Annotated in this window: 14 protein-coding genes and 1 other annotated feature; of the genes, 2 read left to right on the top strand and 12 right to left on the bottom strand. The window is 41.1% G+C overall.

Features of this window, described 5'->3' with window-relative positions; translation table 11 throughout:
- Positions 1-180 precede the first annotated feature (180 nt).
- From BVE84_RS01435 to ccpA, 12 genes are all read right to left on the bottom strand, one after another.
- Positions 181-1,797, bottom strand: a complete 1,617-nt coding sequence (locus BVE84_RS01435; protein ID WP_076995480.1) for a type I restriction-modification system subunit M — start codon at positions 1,795-1,797, stop codon at positions 181-183.
- Positions 1,798-1,815: 18 nt separating this feature from the next.
- Positions 1,816-3,066, bottom strand: a complete 1,251-nt coding sequence (locus tag BVE84_RS01440) for a restriction endonuclease subunit S (protein WP_076995308.1) — start codon at positions 3,064-3,066, stop codon at positions 1,816-1,818.
- Positions 3,066-4,568 (bottom strand): hypothetical protein, encoded by a 1,503-nt coding sequence (locus BVE84_RS11080; protein ID WP_076995481.1) that lies wholly within the window; start codon positions 4,566-4,568, stop codon positions 3,066-3,068. The genes BVE84_RS01440 and BVE84_RS11080 overlap by 1 nt, the downstream gene beginning before the upstream one ends.
- A 65-nt stretch (positions 4,569-4,633) precedes the next feature.
- Positions 4,634-7,693 carry a type I restriction endonuclease subunit R gene (locus BVE84_RS01450; protein ID WP_076995309.1) on the bottom strand — a complete coding sequence of 1,020 codons (3,060 nt, stop codon included), beginning with the start codon at positions 7,691-7,693 and terminating at the stop codon, positions 4,634-4,636.
- 1 nt (position 7,694) lies between these two features.
- Positions 7,695-8,270, bottom strand: coding sequence for a restriction endonuclease subunit S (locus tag BVE84_RS01455; RefSeq protein WP_076995310.1), 576 nt, complete (start codon positions 8,268-8,270; stop codon positions 7,695-7,697).
- 234 nt (positions 8,271-8,504) lie between these two features.
- Positions 8,505-8,876 carry a nuclear transport factor 2-like protein gene (locus BVE84_RS01460; RefSeq protein ID WP_076995311.1) on the bottom strand — a complete coding sequence of 124 codons (372 nt, stop codon included), beginning with the start codon at positions 8,874-8,876 and terminating at the stop codon, positions 8,505-8,507.
- 54 nt (positions 8,877-8,930) lie between these two features.
- Positions 8,931-9,950: a DUF3114 domain-containing protein gene (locus BVE84_RS01465; protein ID WP_076995312.1), complete on the bottom strand. Its 1,020-nt coding sequence runs from the start codon at positions 9,948-9,950 to the stop codon at positions 8,931-8,933.
- 106 nt (positions 9,951-10,056) lie between these two features.
- Positions 10,057-12,015: a threonine--tRNA ligase gene (thrS, locus tag BVE84_RS01470; protein WP_076995313.1), complete on the bottom strand. Its 1,959-nt coding sequence runs from the start codon at positions 12,013-12,015 to the stop codon at positions 10,057-10,059.
- 57 nt (positions 12,016-12,072) lie between these two features.
- Positions 12,073-12,480 carry a GNAT family N-acetyltransferase gene (locus BVE84_RS01475; protein WP_076995314.1) on the bottom strand — a complete coding sequence of 136 codons (408 nt, stop codon included), beginning with the start codon at positions 12,478-12,480 and terminating at the stop codon, positions 12,073-12,075.
- A gap of 38 nt (positions 12,481-12,518) precedes the next feature.
- Positions 12,519-12,723: a binding site (T-box leader), on the bottom strand.
- Positions 12,724-13,162: 439 nt separating this feature from the next.
- A complete protein-coding gene (locus BVE84_RS01480) occupies positions 13,163-14,479 on the bottom strand; it encodes a glycosyltransferase family 4 protein (protein WP_076995315.1) in 1,317 nt (438 codons plus the stop codon).
- Positions 14,480-15,478, bottom strand: coding sequence for an LTA glycolipid anchor biosynthesis glycosyltransferase, IagA/BgsA family (locus BVE84_RS01485; protein WP_076995316.1), 999 nt, complete (start codon positions 15,476-15,478; stop codon positions 14,480-14,482).
- A gap of 206 nt (positions 15,479-15,684) precedes the next feature.
- The gene (ccpA, locus tag BVE84_RS01490; RefSeq protein ID WP_076995482.1) at positions 15,685-16,686 is read right to left on the bottom strand and encodes a catabolite control protein A; all 1,002 of its coding nucleotides are present in this window, start codon (positions 16,684-16,686) and stop codon (positions 15,685-15,687) included.
- Between the two features lie 358 nt (positions 16,687-17,044).
- Here ccpA and BVE84_RS01495 point away from each other — a divergent pair, with 358 nt between their 5' ends.
- Both BVE84_RS01495 and acnA read left to right on the top strand, forming a co-directional pair.
- The gene (locus BVE84_RS01495; protein WP_076995317.1) at positions 17,045-18,130 is read left to right on the top strand and encodes a M24 family metallopeptidase; all 1,086 of its coding nucleotides are present in this window, start codon (positions 17,045-17,047) and stop codon (positions 18,128-18,130) included.
- 384 nt (positions 18,131-18,514) lie between these two features.
- Positions 18,515-21,190, top strand: a complete 2,676-nt coding sequence (acnA, locus tag BVE84_RS01500; protein WP_076995318.1) for an aconitate hydratase AcnA — start codon at positions 18,515-18,517, stop codon at positions 21,188-21,190.
- Positions 21,191-21,229: the final 39 nt, after the last annotated feature.

The following is a 21,229-nucleotide window of genomic DNA, read 5'->3' on the forward strand; positions in this document are numbered from 1 at the left end:
CGTGCTTTTGGTGTCCCACCTTCTCAACCTTGTAATAAGGCTCTGCCTTATAAGTCAAATAGAAATTATTTTTAATTTTTTAGAAATAGTTAATTATTTTGTCTATTTTTTTGGAAATAATATTTGATTTTTTACAGTCTAAAAGGAGCAACGTTTGCCCCTTATTCCTTATTAGTGCCCTTATTTCCCAAATAGGTTGATAAATTTAGTCAGTTCTTCTTGCGCCTCATCTGTGGTGCCTTTGAGTGAACCGAGAAGTTCAAATAGCTTCCGTGAGGATTCTTCAATTTCTGCCTGTACTTGCTGTAAGTCTTGCGCTACCTCTGATAATGGCGGTAACTCCTCCTCTTCAAAAGTGTCTACATAGCGAGGAATGTTTAAGTTGTAGTCATTCTCTTTGATTTCATCCAATGTTGCCACATGTGCATACTTGTCAACATCTTCTCGCTTACGATAGGTTTCAATAATTTTGTCAATATTTTCGGATGAGAGTTTGTTTTGATTTTTTCCTTTCTCAAATTCTCTGGAAGCGTCAATAAATAAAATATCCTTTTGATGACCACGTGCTTCACGACCCTTAAAGACCAACACACAGGTTGGAATGCTGGTGCCATAAAAAAGATTAGCAGGTAGACCAATCACGGCATCTAGCAAATTCTCCTGGAGGATATTCTTGCGAATTTTCCCTTCTGAAGCACCGCGAAACAGCACGCCATGGGGCAAGACAATCGCCATTGTTCCTGTTTTTTCTAAGTGGTACAACCCATGCAAGATAAAGGCATAGTCTGCTTTTGAAGCTGGAGCGACACCAAAACCTCTAAAGCGTGTATCTTTTTCACGATCGATTGTTTTAATATCCCAATTTTGAGAATAGGGGGGATTGGCAACAACTGCGTCAAACTTTACTGGGATTTGGATACCACCTTTTTCTGTAAAAGGCCAATCTTCATCTAAGGTATCTGCACGTTTTAGATTCATATTTCGATAATTAACCCCGTGCATCATCAAGTTCATTCGGGCGAGATTGTAGGTCGTTGTATTCAACTCCTGCCCATGAAAATCAACGGAACCTTCCTCACTTCCATTTGGTAATTCTTTTTGAACTGTTAGGAGAAGCGACCCCGACCCCATTGTTGGGTCATACACACGAAACTGCTCCTCTGTGGTTTTAGCATTCATAGTGACTAATTTGGCGAGGATCTTGCTGACCTCGTGGGGGGTATAGAACTCCCCTCCTTTTTTTCCAGCGCTTGCGGCAAATTGGCCAATCAGGTATTCATAAACATCTCCTAAAATGTCCTTGCCAGAATCATCTTTGAAATCAAATTCATGAATCATCAAAACAATATCATTTAGCGCTTTCGCACGTTCATTTGTGGACGATCCTAGACGGGTATCGCCCAGATTGATGTCGGAAAATACATTGGCAAAATCATCTGCAGCTCCGGGATTTCGCTTGGTATTCGTATTGAAAGAGTCAAACATATCCTGAAAATCACTCGCCTTAATTTTATGATGTTCAATTTTTGAGACTATTTTTTTCCAAACATAGTCCGGATCAATCGCATAGCCAATCCCTCTTGAGATTTCTTCAAGGTACTCTTCTTTTTCCTCTGCATCTGTCACTTCATAAAATTCTTCTAAATGGTTTGTTCTCACATAAGCATCTTGATTTTCTGATAAGTAGCGGTAAAACATAAAGGGTAAAATATAATTCTTATACTCACTCGCATCCATAGTTCCACGCAATTTATTGGCCATTCCCCATAATTTAGATGTTAGTTCACTTGCATTCATTCTCATTGTGTCCTTTCCTTAGATAAACATTTGTTTTAAGAGCGATTTTTTCATATTTTTTAGCAATTCATACTGACGCTGATGAAGGGTGATGAGGGTATCAAGGGTGGAGAAGAAGGAGCCGATAGCGATTTGTTCTTCCAAAGTAGGTGTTGATACTGCTATCTTCATTACTTGATTTTTTGAAATATTGTATCTTGAAATTCCCTGTGCTAGAAGAATCATTTTCTCTCTTATTGAACTAGACCGTAGCATAAATGCAAGATAATGATTATCTACTTTTATAGCCGGACGATAACCAAAACAAAAACTATTAAGATAAATATTTCTATCATTTTCAAGCCATACTGAAGACATTCCAACTTCTTCTGGTGTTTCTGACGATGTTGTAAAAAATACATCTCCATACTTTACTTCATTTTGTCTCGGATCAATCTCAATATTTTCAAGCATTCTAGGATTAGCAATAGGATTATTAAATACATTTATATATGTAATAAATTTAGCTTCTCCATGTCCAAAATCTTCCTTAGTCTTACCACTTAAACCTGTAAAAGTGTTCCCTATATCCCCCAACTTCCGCTGTTCCCAAGCGTCAGTGAATCCGTCAAAACGGAATTCTGGTGTTGCTTCACCATTTTTCGGAAACATTTTTTGTAAAAAAATTCGTTTTACATCACTCAAGCGGTCACACTCACGCTGATGAAGGGTGATAAGGGTATCAAGGGTGGAGAAGAAATGTGCAATCTTCGACTGCTCGTTATACGAACTAATTTTTACAATAAATCCTCGCATATCTGAAGCGAGGATATGCTTAATTGTATTACCTGTTGTTATATTGTCTATTTTCTTTTTTAGAGTATCGGTTTGAAATTGATAATTTAAGAAATAAGAATTGATTGGCACTCTAGGACTCCTAAACATGATAAGCGCATGCGCTGCTAAATTATTTAATGATTGTGGTATTACAGCAGTATGTCCCACATGACCAGATTGCACCATTACCAAGTCTCCAGCCTTTAACCACTTATCTTTTTGTTTTTCATAAAACTCATCATTGATAAATACTTCTGTATCATAATTGATTTGTCCATTTTTCACATTATTTGATTCTAAATAAAAATGTCCCTTTTCAACATAATATGGTGTCACAGTACCAACAAAGGCATTTCCTATCTTGTAATATATATCCCCCAACTTCCGCTGTTCCCAAGCATCTGTGAAGCCTTTAAAGCGATAATTTGGAATATTTTGTAATTTACTTATCATCACTCAATCCCTTCTAAAAACTCTTCTGAAACAATGTACTCCGTCCAATTCAAACCATTAATGCTCCTATTGTTATCTACAATTACCATCTTAATGTTACTAGAATCAGTAATTTTTAGCTTTTTTGCTAATTCTGTTTTTCTTTCATATTCAGATTTTCCATTCGCTATATCTATAACTACAAGCTTTTTAGAACTATTTTCAATTAAATTTCTAATTATTCCGTTTATATGCTCATCATCTATATTAAATCCAAATCCTATAGAACAAATAAAATCAGCCTCTTTAAGATTATTATAATATTCTACATATTTGATTGACATATCTATAGATGTCATGGGTTTAGTACCACTTTGAGTAAATATCATAGGGACTGCAAATTGCTTCATTTTCTTAAATTCTTCCTTAGAAACAATAGAATTCATATACGGATTATAGTACTCACTTACACTACCATTTAAAAATGTAATATTCAATTTAGGTAATTTACTTTCAATAAGGGAGTTCACATAATTTGAAGTAGCTACTGTACATACATCAAATTGTTTTTGAGCATTTAAATCATCATAATATCCATCGTTATTTTTATCATACTTACACTCAGTTTCAATATATTCTCTAACAGAATGTAAAAAAATACTTATTTTACAAAATTTTCCCCACTCTTTTTTAGGGATATATAAATAGTGCCAGTTTTTATCAATAATAGATTTATAATCTAACACATCAACATATATTTTCTCTAATATGCCGAATGAAAATTCGATAATTTGTAATAAGCCTGTTGGTTTATTACTTGCTAATAATTCTAGCCCCCTAACTCCCGCCATTTGATAATTAACAGATAAATTTCCACCTAAATCATCAAAAAAATCTAACTCTAAATCATGACGGTCCAAAATGCTTTCTTGAAGATTCCGTGATAAGGTTTCACTTAATGCACCTATATGTAGCTGAAAAATAGACTTCAAGATTTTTCCAAAAAATTCTTTATGAATAGATGAAAATTCAAAAATTTCATAATATCTCAATAAAACTGCAAAAAATTCACTTTTAAAGAGTTTATCTCCATCTTTCAAATGCTTATTATAACTTAATCTTTGATTAACAGTTATATCACCAAAACTTATCCCTAAATCATCCTTTACAGCCTTTTTAAAATCATCTTGATTAATCCCCATATTATCAAGTACCGCATTAGCGATATCATCAAAATTATTTATTCTGTTTATAATGTCATCTCTATTGTTACCTATAGTACTTTTTACTATATTCTCATATACCGAATCACCAAAGGAACCTACATTTTTATTATTGAATCCCTCTGGCAACCAGCTTGATGCATATCTTGAACCAAGATCTATCCTGCTTCTATTATCTCTAAATACTTGTTTGGCACTTGTTGTATCTCTTCTAAAAATATCTAAGGCAAATTTCCCACCTGTTGGCATTCCGTATGATATTTCAGCGCCTGCTCCAAATAAAAAACCTATTTTTGTCATCTTACTATCCTTTGTATATTTTTTCATTTCAATTCCATTTACATGTCGTTACATATAAATATAAATTACTCTTGCCTCTTAATCATATCTGCCAACTCATAAAGTGCTATCCGCAACTCTTTACGATACTTTACCCACGATAACTGGCTCACACTCTCTTCAGCAATCTCCTTATAATCCGCTCGTGCTTCATTCATAATAGCAGTAATCTCTCCTTGTTTATCCATATCCTCTTGGGCGAACTGATGCTTACCAATCAATTTTATTAGTTCCCGAGGATTTGTACTATTGTCCAAGCCCCACTTGCGAATAAAGGCAGTTATCAACTTCAGATGGCTCTCTTTTTGAACTCTCTCCATCGCTTGATTCATCTTTTCAACATCACGAGGGGCTGGATAGGCATCAAAGACAAAGGTTTTATCAAATATCTTCTCAACAAAATGAGACACCTTACTTCTTTCTTTCTCATTATCCGATTTTGCAATCTCAAATCGAATGGCTTCGCGTGTATGGCAGGCTTTATCCATCTGTTCATCATGAATTTCATCTGCCATTTGGGCAATTAAATCCACCAAGTAATCATAGTTAATCGTTACATTATGGATATGAACCATAGCTAGATTGACTTGGGAAATGTCAATATCCTCTCGTTTTGCTCGGCTTTCTTTTAATTCTCTAGCCAGAACAGTCGTCAGTATGATTTCTTGGTCTTCTGTAATCCCGATTTGACTATAAAATTCTTCTGGATTGTCATAAACAGAAATCTTCTGGCCTTGGTCATCTTCTGTATATTGCTTCAACTGGCTCAGTAAGCGATTATACTCTTTCAACTCCTCAAAGAGCTTATCTTGTGCCCTTTCACTTGGAGGTAACTGGATAAAATCATCTGTCAATTCCGATAAGCGTTTTACTACAGCTTGCATCTCTACTTGGACAGTACTAAACGGTTTAGAAATGATGCTCGCCTCTTCATTTCCCTTCTTCAACTCTTCCAAGGATAGTTGCTCGTCTGCTGAAGAACGGTTAGAGTAAATGGCAAACGCTTTATTCATCTCATATTCATTTTGCTTTGGCCAACGGTAATTCACAACCCTTCCCCATGGTTTGTCAATTAGATTGTGCATACGATTGGTACGAGAGTAGGCCTGAATGAGATTTCCACCTTTTAAGGTTCGATCTATATATAAGGTATTCAACTCTGGAGCATCAAAACCTGTCAGCAACTGATCGACGACGATTACAAGATCTAGATACTTGCCATCGTCTGCTGTTTTATTTAACCTTCGCGCTACATCCTCTGCATACTGCTTGACACTAGTCATATCAAAAGTCGTGCCAAATAGCTGATTGTAGGTCTTGATGGCACGATGAAGATTCTCATTTGTTTTTAACTGATTGGCTCCATTTGAGGTATCTGCTGAAAAACTAATCGCTACTTTTAATTTGTCTCCCTCACTCTTTGTTTTATTGATTTCGACAAACTTATCAAAATACTCCATTGCTCGAGGAATGCTGGCTTTTGTTCCTCCGACATGCACCGTAAATAAAGCATTGTATCTACGATCATTCGAGCGTTCCTTCCAATTCTCAAAAATATCTTTTACAACTAAGTCAACATGTTCAACACTATCATCATAGACACTTGCACGAATTCGGTCATCGATTTCTTCCTCAGTTGGATTTTCAGGAGCTTCAATCGTCTCTTTAAATTCTACATTAAACCCTAATACATTCTTATCGGCAATCGCTTCTTTAATCGTGTAGGCATGTAGAAGCTCCCCAAAAATAGTCGGCGTTTCAGGAAATTTGGGAGTTCCTGTATATCCTACCCAAGCAGACTGCGGGAAAGCCCTGCGGATAGATTCTAACATTCCTTCATTTTCACTGCCATCTCCAGTTGAACGATGGGCTTCGTCCACAATAAATAAGATATGATCAGAGACAGGCTTGAAGCTCTCTTTGGCAACATAACGCGACATTTTTTGGATACTGGTCACAATGATATTCTTATCACTTTTTTTCGTCAACTTCCGATGTAGGTCGGATATGTTGGCTGTATCGCTGACAACACCTGTCTTTCCTTCAAAACTAGATACAGGATCATAGGCTTGATAAGCATCCACCGTTTGATTCGTCAGAGCAATCCGATCGACCAAAAAGATAACTTTATCGACATTAGACAAGCGACTTGCCAACCATGCTGTTTTAAAACTAGTAATGGTTTTTCCTGAACCTGTTGTATGCCAAATATAGCCTAGCTTACCGTCACCATATTGAAAACCAAAGGATCGCACCTTATCAAGAACTCGTTTGGTTGCATAAACCTGATACGGACGCATTACCTTAAGACTTTCCTTATTTTTGGTACCATCAAGCACCATATAGCGAGTGGATAATTCATGTGCCATGGGAATGGATAATACCTTGTCCGCAAACTCCTTCCACCCCCTCACACGACGAGCGTCTTCCTCATTTTGCCAATGGAAAGCAAAGGCTTGATTGAAGTTATCCAAGGTTGTATTCGCCATATACCGGATCTCATAAGGTGTCATGGCAATAAGAATTTGCAGGGTGGAAAAAATCCCGCTATACTGCTTCTCTGCAATATACTGCTCCATTTGATGTAACGATTCCGTTGCGCTATGAAGCGCTTTTTTTAGTTCAATTTGAATCAGGGGCAGACCATTGATGAGTAAGGTTACATCAAAACGACGATCGGACTTACCGTCTACTACTTTGGGACGTTGAATTTGATTGACCACTTGATAAACGGTATTGCCCCCACCAACCTGCTCTTGATCAAAAATCGTGAGAAATACATGTTGCCCATTATCCAAATCCACTTCAATTTGTGACGATCCATTCACCCCATAAAGGAATTGACCTGCTTTATAAGGGGTCTCTAGACTTGAAATCTCTTTCTTGACTTGATTAAATTCTGTCTCTGTCAGCGGTGCCTCTAGACGGGCACTGTTGTTTTGCTCTAAAATACGTTTGAAATTCGCCCATAGATCCTCTGTAGTCTTTATTTCTTTCTTATATTCCCACTGCTTCACACCACCTATTTGAGTCAAATACTCAATGACCTCTTTCTCAAATGCCAACTCCTCCTGACTTTTCTTCATCTTAATTCTCCTTTAGATATTCTTCAAACACCTGACTGGCGAAACATTCCAATAACTCTCCGCATTGATTCCAGCGTGCCTTCAAGGTTATAACTTCACGATAGGCACTTCCTATTTTGATTTGCTCTTCTATCTCTACAATCGGAACCACTAATTGATTCAATGATTTCATCGGAATGCGCAAGATTGTACCACCTTGAAGCTCTCGCTCTTTCTGACGTTGGACATCTCGATAACTATTAAATAGATAAAGAAAGTAGTGTTTATCAAGAGCTTCCGACTTGAACTCCAGCTTTGTAAAATTAAGCGACAGAATTTTCCCGGCATTGGAGAAACCCACCATTGCCGCTTTTTGTAGAGAATTACTAATAACGACGTCTCCCTTTTGTAGCGTTACAATATCTGAATCAGTCTCACTGACATTTTCGTCAGCCAGCCCTTCGGTATAGTGATAATCTTGTTCAAATGCAGCCTGGTCATAATAAATCAATTCTTTTATATCATATTGTTTTTCAATTCTCGTTGGATTCACACCAGGTATGAAGGATACAAAATCACTTACTTTTCTTCTTTTCAAAGATTTCCCCTCCTATTTTTTGAAATATATCTATATTTTAATATAGATGATTTTTTCTGTCAATATTTTTTGTAATATTTTTATATTTCTTTTGTGTGCTTTTTCATCTTCATTAGTGATCACCAACTATTCTGACTATTTTCTTGAAACAATCTACTACGGTTTTAAAAGATAGAGCACATCCTACCTAGCCGAAAAAACCGCTGAAGAACTGCATCTCTTCAGCGGTTTTCATCATTTACCAATCGGTCTGCCTAAGCTCATAGCTTTTCTCCAGTCAGGGATGTCTCCGTTATCTGCCCAATACTCATCCAGCTCAACAATCAACTTCTCTTGTATTTTGAGAAAGCTCACAGCGTGAACAGAAAATGATTTGTCCACAGGAAAGATACGGGTAACAAGGATAATCGTATCTCCCATTTCTTCCATTCGTTCGATTTCCCCGTCCCAATCCCCGGGGTAGTCACAATTAGCCCGAATGTAGTCATCCACGGAAAAGCACTCATTGGTGCAGTGCCAGCGAATCGTAGCATTATCCGCAAAAAAGGTTCTCAGCCGTCCCTCGTCCTGTGTCAAAACCGCATGGACAAATGATTTGACATCCATTCTACCACCTCGCAACATTCTATATAGACTGATTTTATAGGATTTCATCCCGATTTACAAGGACTTTTTCCACAGTAACCTTTTAAAATCCCGCACAACCAGCTTGGTCTGTTGGTAATTGGAGAGACCTTTTTCTGCGTATAGTCCCTGCGGATTAAAGTAGCTGTGGTCATAATCCGCGTCCATTCGTCCACTCCGATTCGGGGCACGAAAGCCTTTGGTTGCCTGATTGCGAAAGGCGGGGTCATGAGGATCTACAGGATCAACATCTAAATTCCAGTGGCGTTTACCTGCCCTACCATAGTTGAAACTAGCTCCGTTGACGATGCCAATCTCGGTTACCTCTTGCGCATCTAGTTCATTGAGAAAATTCCCTCGGCTATCAAGGATAAACTCTGTGTGAAAATGAATCAGAATCTTGATATTAAAGGAAGAATAGCCTGACGGATACATTTTCTTCCCCTTTTCAAACCTGAGTTTGTTGTGCAATCGCGCAGAACTTCCAATACTATAGTCCTTCTTCCAGTACCACCAAGGATAGATTTTCCGTAGATAACGAGCCAGAGCCTGACGATCTGTCTCACCCACTCGTTTAAACTGCTGTCGGACATACTCTGCCTGCTGGCTAGAAATCACATAGTGGAGTTGGTGCAGTTGTCGTGCAAGTAGGTCCTCTTGGCTCATAGTCTGCTCGGGAAAGGCTTGATTGACCAACTGGGAAAGTTCCCACCAAAAGGAATCATGGGGAGCAAGAGTTGGATGAAACCGCGCCACTAGTGCTTGATTCTCTGCTACTTCTCCTGTGACATCCTCTGACATATCGACTAGTGCAACCAACAAGCTCAAGAGCTGTCTGGGAGATTTGAAATGCTTCTCTAACCGCCAAAGCATGAAAAACAAGGGAGAGCCAATCCGACTGTCACCCAAGTCTAATTGTGTAGCGACTGCCCTGCCTAAGCTATCATCAGCCCAGCCCTGTGCCTTGAGGGTCAGAAGCTGGGCTGCCACACGATAGCGTTCTGTCAGTCCTTCTGGTGTGAAATCCCAGTGACGCTTTGCTAGAATCTGCCACATACCTTTCTCCCTATTTTATCGTAGCTGTTGCAGGCTATATCCGCTTTACAGATACAGAAGAAATAATCCAGTGGATTGTTTCTTCAAACAGAGTGCGCTTTGAGTTTTATACGGGCTTTGTATCTTGTTTCACTCGTGAATAATTAGCAATGTCTGCGAGGATTTGCTCGGTAAAGGCTGCTAGACCAACCGTTTGGGTTTCCTTATGTCCGTAACGGCGGACATTGACTGCATGGTCTTCTACCTCCTTGTCCCCGACAATCAACTGATATGGAATCTTACCCGTTTGACTTTGGCGAATCTTATACTGCATCTTTTCGTTTCGCTCATCAACAACAGCGCGCACACCATGGTTTTGCAATTCTTTTGCCACTTCCCAAGCATAGTCTACATGCTTTTCATTAGAAACTGGAATCACCGTTACTTGGGTCGGTGCAAGCCATGTCGGAAAGGCTCCTTTATAGGTTTCAATTAGGATAGCAGTAAAGCGTTCCATGGTTGAAATCACCCCTCGGTGAATCATGACAGGACGGTGTTCCTCCCCGTCAGCTCCAATATAGTGGAGATCAAAGCGCTCTGGCAACAAGAAGTCTAATTGGATTGTTGATAAGGTCTCTTCATTTCCAAGAGCGGTTTTCACTTGAATATCCAATTTAGGACCGTAGAAGGCTGCTTCTCCTTCTGCCTCAAAGTAATCCAAATCCATGTCATCCATAGCTGCTTTTAGCATAGCTTGAGCATTTTCCCACATGTCATCATTATCATAATATTTATGCTTATCTGCTGGATCACGATAAGATAGACGGAAACGGTAGTCCGTCAAGTTGAAATCCTCATAGACATCGATAATCAACTGGAGTGCCCGCTTAAATTCTTCTTGGATCTGCTCTGGTGCAACGAAGATATGACCATCGTTCAAAGTCATTTCACGCACTCGCTGGAGACCGGAAAGGGCTCCTGATTTCTCATAGCGGTGCATCATGCCAAGTTCAGCGATACGAACTGGCAATTCACGGTAGGAACGCACATGATTCTTATAGACTTGTATATGGTGGGGACAATTCATCGGACGAAGGACAAACTCTTCTCCGTCTCCCATATCCATCGGCGGGAACATGTCTTCTGAATAATGCTCCCAGTGACCAGAAGTCTTATACAACTCGACAGAAGCAAGCGGTGGAGTATAGACATGCTGGTAGCCTGATGCCAATTCCTTATCAGTGATGTAGCGCTCCAAGGTACGGCGGATCGTCGCACCGTTTGGCAACCAGAACGGCAGACCTTGTCCGACTTCCTGGCTAATCATAAATAAATCAAGCTCCTTACCAAGTTTTCTGTGGTCACGTTCCTTGGCTTCCTCTCGCATCTGAATGTAGTTCTTCAAATCCTTCTTATCAAACCAGGCTGTGCCATAGACCCGTTGCATCATGGCATTATCACTATTTCCACGCCAGTAAGCACCTGCCACATTGAGTAATTGAAAGACCTGGATACGCCCTGTTGACGGCACATGAGGACCACGGCAAAGATCCACATATTCGCCTTGGCGGTAAATGGTCAAACCACCTTCATCTTCAGAATGTTCTTCAATCAGTTCCAATTTATACGGATCGTGTTTGAAAATCTCACGCGCTTCATCTTTGGATACTTCCTCGCGAATGCTGGGGAAATTCTCCTTTACGATTTTCCTCATCTCCTCTTCAATGACGGTCAAGTCCTCATTTGAAATCTGACCAGCTTCATTATCAGTATCGTAGTAGAAACCATCTTGGATAGCAGGACCGACACCTAGGTGAATATCCGGGAAATGGCGACGGGCTGCCTGTGCAAATAGATGGGCAGCTGAGTGGCGCAAGATGTCAAGCGCGTCGTCATGATCTGGGGTGACAATCTCAAGTGCCCCATCCTCTGTAATCGCACGGGTCGTGTCGATCAATCTGCCGTTTAGTTTACCAGCAAGTGCCTTCTTTGCAAGAGATTTGCTGATAGACTCTGCAATCTCAACAGTTGTCACACCAGATTCAAATTGGCGCACTGCACCATCTGGAAAAGTAATTTGGATCATGTTATTTCTCCTTCTCTATTTTAAAATCCTTTATCATTTGATGATACCATTCAAAAATTATATATACTTGACAAAAAAATGCTCAGAATAGTTGTCTTTGAGATGGTGGTAATGCCCGACTTCTTGGTAACCCAGTGCAGCATAGAACACTGGTCCTTGCCAGCCAAAGGTATCTAGTCTAATTGTATGCGCTCCAAGTGCCTTTGCACGAACTTCTATCTCCTCCATCAGCCGACGCCCAAATCCCTGACGACGATACTGTTCATGGACAAAAACCGTTGAAACATAGAGGATATGAAAAGCAGTCATCGTAGCATCAAGCCCTGCGATTAGATATCCACTCTCATCGCTGATACCAATGGAAACTCTTCCTGAGCTGGAAGGTGGAATAAAATGATTGTCATAGCTTTCTAGATGATCTGCCAGTTGCTCGATTTGTTTAGAGCTGAGATCAATAATATCCATAAAATAGTTTCCTTTTTTAAAAATAAAACGACATCCTTAAAAAGGACGTCGCAACGTGGTTCCACCTTCATTTATCTATGACAAAACGTCATAAACCTCATGTTTGGCGATAAGGGGACCACCCTTTTATGTTTTCATAAAAATGCGAAAGAGGAGTATCTCGTTAGGCTTTTTATGCGTTTGCAGCAACCACGCACTCTCTTAAAAAAAGTTCCTAACAGACTTGTCTCTGATTGCTATTATAGCACCTTTAAGGGAAAATTCAAGTATTTATCCTGATTTTTTCTAGAAACAGCGAAACGCACAGCGAATCATACTGGACAGATAAAAAGAAGCTGAGGGAAAATCAATCGATGACCATTCCACCTATTTCTATTATAATCTTTTCGTCTGCTTTTAGTACTTGCTCCATTAGTCTCCTAGACCATGGAGGTTGGAAATGAGCCGAGAGCAACTCGTGTCAATCGTTAGAGGCTCCTTCAACGGTCATTAAACTGTTGAAGGAAATCTTTGAAGATTTCTCCTCCACAATTCATCTTGATACGTCCACTCCTTTCACCTCACAGAAGGCGGGACAGCTTGATTTATCCTAAGGTACAAGATTTTTGAACCCTTTCTAAAACAGGGGCAAACTATTCTTTTTCTGAACATATCTCCTTCCATCACCTCTGAATCAATCGACTCAATCCTCAAAATAAGTACGGATTGACTTGACCTGCTCAACTGACTTTTTAAAGATGGCTGCTGTTGTATCAGACGATTTGACAAAGGCACGTCTAGGCAAGCCTATCGCTTCCTTCAAGATGCTTTCAGCAGTGCTATCCTCCTTGATATGTTCCCGTCTAAAGTCATAGGAAATTTTTAAATCTAGATAGTATTCATAGACCCTGCGACCAAAGTTTTCTGCGGAAATTTCATACAATTTTTTGGCTAGCTGGTGCGGGCTCATCATAGGAGTGAGTAAAATGGCATCTAGCACAGCATCAGCCAATTCCGCCTCATGCCGATACAGGGTCCCGAACATCTTGTCAGATACAAGATTTTCCAAATAAGGATTCCACTCTGCAATAATAGGCGTCCCAGAAGCAAGGCTTTCCAGATAGGTCAAGCCCTGCGTTTCGCTGGTTGAAGCCGAAATAAAGAAATCCGCCGCCTTATAATAGAGAGCCGTTTCACTCGGTGCAATCATACCAGTCATCACGATTCGGTCTTCTAACCCTAGCTCTCGAATCTGTTGCTCCAAGTCCTGGGCATAGGGACCACCACCTGCAATCACCAGCTTGACCTGTTCATTTTCTGCTAGAATACGTGGCATAGCTGCAATAATGGCCTGAATGTTTTTTTCATAAGAGATTCGCGATAGGCTAAGCAACATGGTTTCATCTGGCTGGACTCCCAGTTGTTCCCGCAATTCAGCGGTCGTCTCTGTTGTAATTTCTGGACGTTCAAATTTAGCTAACTCTATCCCGGTCGGAATGACCCGTTTTGAAATGAGGATATTGTATTCTGTGAGGAGGTTTTCCACAATTTCACTGGGACAAATCACACCGTCCAAATCGCTCAAAAAGGCACGCACCAAGTATTTGACCATACCTGGACGAATCAGCTTTCCCTTGGCAATATAGCGAACGTAATCCTCATACTGAGTGTGGTAGGTATGAACAACTGGGATATCCAATTCCCGCGCAATCATTTTTCCCAGTATACCTAAGGAGAATTCTGTCTGGGTATGGATGATGTCTAGATTATAGCGGCCTGCAATCTTTAGAGCGTCAGTAAAGCCGCGATAGGCAACACGCCGATCCTTAAAAGCAAAGAAGGGGACACTTGGAATCCGGATAATATCCAAATCCTCGTAGCGATTGACATCCTTGTCTGTTGTGGTAAAGATAAAGACACGGTGTCCTTGTTTTTCAAGTTCCATCTTGAGGGTCTTAATCGAAGTTGCGACCCCTGATACCTGTGGGAAATACGTATCTGTAAATAGTCCAATTCTCATCTATAACTCCATTACTTGACGATAAGCATCCGCCAACTGGTAGGATACCTTATCGAGCGAGCGACTTGCTGCCACCTGGTAGCCAGCCTCCCTCTTATCCACTTGTCTATCCAAAATTTTCTGGATAGACGCTACAAAGTCATCGACATTCTGTCCCAGTTCAGCACTATTCTCATCTATCCAGCCCTCGTAGACTGGAATATCACGTAGGACCACTTGCTGGTGACTAGCAAGGGCTTCTAGGACAACGATTCCTTCGGTTTCTTCATAGGAGGGAAAGAAGAAAGCATCCGCACCGCTCATAGCTCCCTGAAAAACGGCACCCTTGAAATAACCAGGAAAGCTCACATTTTCTGGATGATCCCCATTGACAATCTTACGAATATAGGACGGAATAATCCATTTATTGACACTACCTAGCCAGATAAAGCGAATATGAGGCATGCGCTCTGCTACCTGCACAAACTCCTCAATCCCCTTGCGACGGAAGTACAGTCCTGCACAAACCACCACAGGCTGATCGGCTGCAAGCCCGAAATGTTCACGAAAAATAGCTTCCTTGCGCGGATCTTTTTGGTATTTATCCAGATCGATCCCATTTGAAACAGCGACAATCGGAGTTGTCACACCATAGCCTTGAATCAATTTTTTGGAGTAGTCAGACGGCGTAATCACAAAGTCAGCCTGCTGGTACATACTTGCCAGATACTTGCCTACAAGAGGAGCTAGGAGGTTAGAGCCAATAAAGGAATTACGAAAATCCTCCATGGTCGAATGTCCGTGCAAAATGACCTTTTTCCCGCGGCGCTTAGCTGCCTGCAACAAGAGCCAACTGCGCGGTCCATAGGTATTGATATGGACCACATCGTAATCACCTAATAAATCAGTCGTATAAGGAATCCCTGCCAAGTCGAGTGCCTCCATCTGATGATAGAGAGCACGCCCGATACCTGATTTTTCTAAAACTGTCTTTCCTTCTAAATACAATAGCACTTTCATGCCATTATTATACCATACAATCCCTTTTTCTATATTCCTAAACTGTAGACGTTTGACGGGAAAAACCTTTGAGGGATGTCATACATAAGGTAAAGCCAAAGCCAGATGAATGGATTTCGAGCCAAGGATATTCCACCTAGCCAACTAAGTTCGGCCTAAACATATGAGAAAAAAGCCAGACATCTGTGCCTAGCTTCTCCTATTTGCTATTTTGTTGATTGACGCTCTTTAATGCCATGATTCAAGATGACTTCGCGCGTATCCAATTCTTCCTTATGCATAATCTTAGTTAGCATCCGCATCGCAATCGCACCAATATCATACAAAGGTTGACTAATAGAGGTCAAGTTCGGGTTGGTAAATTTGGTGACTAATGAATCATCGCTCGTCACAATCTCAAAGTCCTCTGGAACCCTGATTCCCTTATTTACAACCCCGTTCAATAATCCGACCGCAATTTCATCTTCTGCCACGTATGCTGCTGTCGCACCACCATTCAAGATACGATCGGCAAGCGCATAGCCTTCCTCATACTTGTATTTCGATTCAAAGACAAGCCCTTCGTTAAAAGGTAAGCCATTTGCTTTCAAACCTTCTTTATAGCCTGTGAAGCGGACCTTCCCGTTGATGTCATCCACTAATGGACCTGATACGAAAGCAATTTTTTTATTGTTTTTAGCTAGCAAATCTACCGCATCCTTGCTTGCTTTTGCATAATCAATATTGACACTCGGTAATTGATGTTCCAAGTCAACTGTTCCTGCAAGGACAATCGGTGTCCGAGACCGAGAAAACTCTGCACGAATTTTATCTGTCAAATGATACCCCATAAAAATAATACCGTCAACCTGTTTTGAAAATAGGGTATTGATGACATTAATTTCTTTTTCATCATTTTCATCACTGTTTGCAAGGACAATATTGTACTTATACATATCGGCTATGTCATCAATTCCTTTAGCCAAGGTTGCAAAATAGGCATTGGCGATATTTGGAATCACAACCCCAACTGTCGTGGTTTTCTTGCTGGCCAAGCCACGCGCCACAGCATTTGGCCGATAGTCCAAACGATCAATCACTTCCAATACTTTTTTACGCGTGTTTTCCTTTACATTCTTATTCCCATTCACCACTCGGCTGACGGTCGCCATCGAAACACCGGCTTCGCGAGCAACGTCATAAATAGTTACTGTATCGTCAGTATTCAACATAATTGTAAGTTCCTTTCACCTTCTTTTTATGAAAATTTCGCTTTCACCCTCTCTATAGTGTATCACTTTTTGAAATCCCTTTCAAGAGTTATCCCGTATTTTTTGGAAAAGTTTTGAGAAAAGGCACGAAAATGATTGCAAACCAGAAACGCTCCATCTCTTTCTTGTACTTTATACCATTAACAAAAGGGGGGAGAGGATAAACTATTGAAGGTGACCGACTCTCCCCCTTCTTTCGTACTCCCACCTTCTTATCGAACCCTAACTATTGTTCTTCCCCTTATTTTTACGATAAATTCTTGATTTTTTCTCCCTTTTTTGACACAATAAAACAAATAGAAAGAAGGTATCCTTTATGAGCAAAATCACTACTCTCCTGTCTCATTTACAAGCTGCTGACTTAGACATGGCTGTTTTTTCCGATCCGGTTTCGATCAACTATCTAACGGGCTTTTATAGCGATCCACACGAACGCCAACTCTTCCTTTTTATCAGTCCAGAAAGTGAGCCTCTCCTTTTTGTGCCTGCACTTGATTCTGAACGTGCAATAAAAAAAGTGGACTTTCCCGTGGTCGGCTACGTTGATTCAGAAAATCCTTGGAAAAAAATCAGTGCCACTCTATCCGCTAAGAACTACAAACACATCGGACTTGAGTTTGACCATCTCATTCTCACCAAATACCAAGGCTTGAAAACTGTTTTTGAACATGCAACTTTCGATAATCTCACTCCCATCATCAACCGTATGCGCCTGATAAAATCAGCCGATGAGATTCAAAAAATGCGCATTGCAGGAAATTGGGCAGATAAGGCTGTACAAATCGGATTTGAAGCGATTTCAGGTGACAAAACAGAAACCGACATCATAGCAGAAATTGAATTTGCCATGAAACGTGAAGGGCTTGAAATGAGCTTTGAAACCATGGTCTTGACAGGTCACAATGCCGCCAATCCCCATGGTATCCCTGGCCCTCACAGGGTAGAAAACAATGCCCTCCTTCTCTTTGATCTCGGTGTCATGGCAAACGGCTATGCCAGCGATATGACCAGAACCGTTGCAGTGGGGCAACCTGACCAATTCCAAAAGGACATCTATGCCCTCACCCTCGAAGCCCAACAGGCTGCACTTGCAAAAATCAAACCAGGTGTGACTGCCCAGGAAGTAGATCGGGCAGCTCGACAAGTCATTGAAAAAGCTGGTTACGGTGAGTATTTCAATCATCGCTTAGGACATGGAATTGGCATGGACGTTCATGAGTTCCCATCCATCATGGAAGGAAACGACCTTGTCCTTGAAGAAGGCATGTGCTTTTCTGTCGAACCGGGCATCTATATCCCAGAAAAGGTGGGCGTCCGCATTGAAGACTGCGGCTACGTAACCCAAAACGGCTTTGAAGTCTTTACTGATACCAGCAAGGAACTGTTATATTTTGAGCCATAAACCGCTTGAAAGGAAGCGTCATTCCTAGCACACAGTCAACCTTACCAACTAGAAATTCCACATAAGATGATATGCCCCTATTTGTTAGACTAAACACCTAATAAATAAGGGCTTTTTCTATGAAGCCTATCTAATATCAATCACTTGAGTATCAGGTGATGCTGACTCCGAGGGAGAATCCATTGACTGACAGCTGCTAGCTACTTCTTATTCTTCAGCTAATTGTTTTTCATATAAATCTATATATTTCCGCAAACCTTCTCACATACTCGCTTACAAAACTATGTTATAAAATATAACATAGTTTTCTTTTTTGCATTGACGAACGAAGACTGTATCTGTATAATTATTTTAAAATTTGGAAAAATATACGGAGGTGTCCAGATGAAAAAGATGACCACTTGTTCATTCAATCAGCGTGAATTTAACTACTGCGATATCCAAGATGTTCTTGCCCACGAAGGCAAAGAGATTCAAGAACTTCCCTATACTATCCGTATCTTAATCGAAAGTTTGCTCAGAACATTTGATGGAAAAGACGTCACGAAACATCACATTTTAAATTTAGTGAACTATGATGCAAAGGCTCCCAAGGGAGAAATTCCTTTTAAGCCGAGTCGCGTCATCCTCCAAGATTTTACTGGTGTACCGGTCATTGTGGATCTGGCCTCCATGCGAGAAGCCATTATCACCCGCGGGGGAAACCCTGAATTGATCAATCCTGAAATTCCAGTCGACTTGGTCATTGACCATAGTGTCCAGGTTGACGCCTATGGATGCGATACAGCATTGGAAGATAATCTCACTCTGGAATTTCAGCGGAATAATGAACGCTACGAATTTCTCAAATGGGCTGAGAAATCCTTTGATAATTACCGTGCTGTTCCTCCTGCAACCGGAATTATCCATCAGGTCAATATCGAATTTTTAAGCGATGTCATCATCGAAAAAGATGGTCTCCTCTACCCTGACTCCATGTTTGGAACAGATAGTCATACTACCATGATCAATGGAATTGGCGTCCTTGGTTGGGGGGTCGGAGGGATTGAAGCCGAAGCAGCTATGCTGGGAGAGGCTTCCTACTTCCCCGTTCCAGAAGTGATTGGTGTCCGTCTCACAGGACAGCTCCCCACCATTGCAACGGCAACCGATTTAGCCCTCAGCATCACACAAATTTTACGCCAGGAGCAGGTTGTTGGAAAATTCGTTGAATACTTCGGACCGGGGCTGGCACACTTGAGCCTCGCAGACAGAGCGACCCTTGCCAATATGGCACCGGAATACGGCGCGACCTGCGGTTATTTCCCTATTGACGAAGAAACCCTAAACTACATGCGCTTGACCAATCGTAGCGAAGAACATATCGCCCTCACCGAACACTATGCCAAGCTCAATCACCTTTTCTACACTCCAGATACTGAACCTACGTATACTAAGGTCATCACTGTTGATTTATCCAGTATTCGTCCTAGTATTGCCGGTCCCAAACGTCCCCAAGACTTGATCGATCTGGCAGAAGCCAAGTCAGTTTTTCAAGCTAGTATCAGCCGAGAAGCAGGGACACAAGGATTCGGCTTGGAGCCTGAGGAGTTAGACAAAATAGCACATGTTTCTATTGAAGGACAGGATTACCCCATCAAAACTGGTCATGTAGCCATCGCTGCAATCACTTCTTGTACCAACACCTCGAATCCCTACGTTCTCATGGCTGCGGGCTTGCTAGCCCGCAATGCTGTCAAAAAAGGACTGAGGGTAGCACCAACCGTTAAAACCTCCCTTGCCCCAGGTTCAAAAGTTGTCTCTGCCTACTTGAAAGATTCGGGTCTCCAAGCCTATCTAGACACCCTCGGCTTTCAAGTTGTGGGATACGGTTGTACGACTTGTATTGGAAATTCTGGAAACCTCCGTCCCGAAGTTGCACAAGCTATAACAAATAAGGATTTGCTCACTTCCGCAGTCCTATCGGGCAATCGAAATTTTGAAGGGCGAATCAATCCCTTAGTCAAGGCCAATTTCCTAGCTAGTCCACCACTGGTTGTTGCCTATGCTCTCGCAGGAACGACCTCTATTGATTTGACAAGCGAACCCCTAGGATGTGATTCCAACCATCAACCCATTTATCTCGCTGATATTATGCCTGCAAGCAAAGAGATTGAAACCTACGTTGCGCAGTATGTCACCCGCAGTCTCTTTGAAAAAGAGTATGGGCATATCTTTTCAGACAGCAAGAAATGGAATCAAATTCCTGTCACTGAGAGTAAGAGCTTTCAGTGGAATCCCCAATCAACCTACATCCAAAATCCCCCCTATTTCAATCATTTAGAAGAGGACCTAGTCATCAAACCGCTACTAAACCTCCAGCCACTTGCAAAATTTGGAGACAGCGTCACTACAGATCATATTTCCCCAGCGGGTAATATCGCTCGTATCAGTCCTGCTGCTCGCTATTTGAGCCAACATGGGGTCGACTATATGGATTTTAATTCCTACGGTAGTCGCAGAGGGAATCACGAGGTCATGATGCGTGGTACCTTTGCGAACATCCGCATCAAGAATGAACTAGCCCAAGGAAAAGTAGGTGGATTCACATCCTATGAAGGAGAGATTATCCCGATTTATGACGCTGCCATGGCCTATCAAGCTAAAAAGGTTGGAACCTTGATTATCGCTGGTAAAGATTATGGTATGGGGTCAAGTCGTGACTGGGCTGCAAAAGGTTCTGCCTTACTAGGTGTCAAGGCAGTATTGGCTGAAAGTTTTGAACGCATCCATCGCTCTAACCTCGTGATGATGGGGATTGCCCCTCTCCAATTTTTGGAAGGACAAACAGCAGATAGCCTTGGATTAACTGGCTTTGAACGCTATGACATTCATCTCCCTGAGACACCGGATATTCAAGAAATAGTGGAGATTGTCGCACATGGAGAAAATGGAGATATTTCTTTCCAAGCCTTACTGCGCTTTGATGCTGCGGCAGATATTCGCTACTATCAAAACGGCGGTATTTTACCTATGGTCGTCCGTAAAAAACTCGCAGCATCCACCCACTCAATGAACTGAACACGCCCTAAACTCTGTACGAAAAAGACAAAGCTATCT

Origin of the sequence: Streptococcus azizii (assembly GCF_001984715.1) — a bacterium.
GTDB classification, from domain to species: domain Bacteria; phylum Bacillota; class Bacilli; order Lactobacillales; family Streptococcaceae; genus Streptococcus; species Streptococcus azizii.

Bases quoted from the DNA above. Each gene is read 5' to 3' on its own strand.
- BVE84_RS01435 (WP_076995480.1), bottom strand. From the start codon at position 1,797: ATGAATGCAAGTGAACTAACATCTAAATTATGGGGAATGGCCAATAAA.
- BVE84_RS01440 (WP_076995308.1), bottom strand. From the start codon at position 3,066: ATGATAAGTAAATTACAAAATATTCCAAATTATCGCTTTAAAGGCTTC.
- BVE84_RS11080 (WP_076995481.1), bottom strand. From the start codon at position 4,568: ATGACAAAAATAGGTTTTTTATTTGGAGCAGGCGCTGAAATATCATAC.
- BVE84_RS01450 (WP_076995309.1), bottom strand. From the start codon at position 7,693: ATGAAGAAAAGTCAGGAGGAGTTGGCATTTGAGAAAGAGGTCATTGAG.
- BVE84_RS01460 (WP_076995311.1), bottom strand. From the start codon at position 8,876: ATGGATGTCAAATCATTTGTCCATGCGGTTTTGACACAGGACGAGGGA.
- BVE84_RS01465 (WP_076995312.1), bottom strand. From the start codon at position 9,950: ATGTGGCAGATTCTAGCAAAGCGTCACTGGGATTTCACACCAGAAGGA.
- thrS (WP_076995313.1), bottom strand. From the start codon at position 12,015: ATGATCCAAATTACTTTTCCAGATGGTGCAGTGCGCCAATTTGAATCT.
- BVE84_RS01475 (WP_076995314.1), bottom strand. From the start codon at position 12,480: ATGGATATTATTGATCTCAGCTCTAAACAAATCGAGCAACTGGCAGAT.
- BVE84_RS01480 (WP_076995315.1), bottom strand. From the start codon at position 14,479: ATGAGAATTGGACTATTTACAGATACGTATTTCCCACAGGTATCAGGG.
- BVE84_RS01485 (WP_076995316.1), bottom strand. From the start codon at position 15,478: ATGAAAGTGCTATTGTATTTAGAAGGAAAGACAGTTTTAGAAAAATCA.
- BVE84_RS01495 (WP_076995317.1), top strand. From the start codon at position 17,045: ATGAGCAAAATCACTACTCTCCTGTCTCATTTACAAGCTGCTGACTTA.
- acnA (WP_076995318.1), top strand. From the start codon at position 18,515: ATGAAAAAGATGACCACTTGTTCATTCAATCAGCGTGAATTTAACTAC.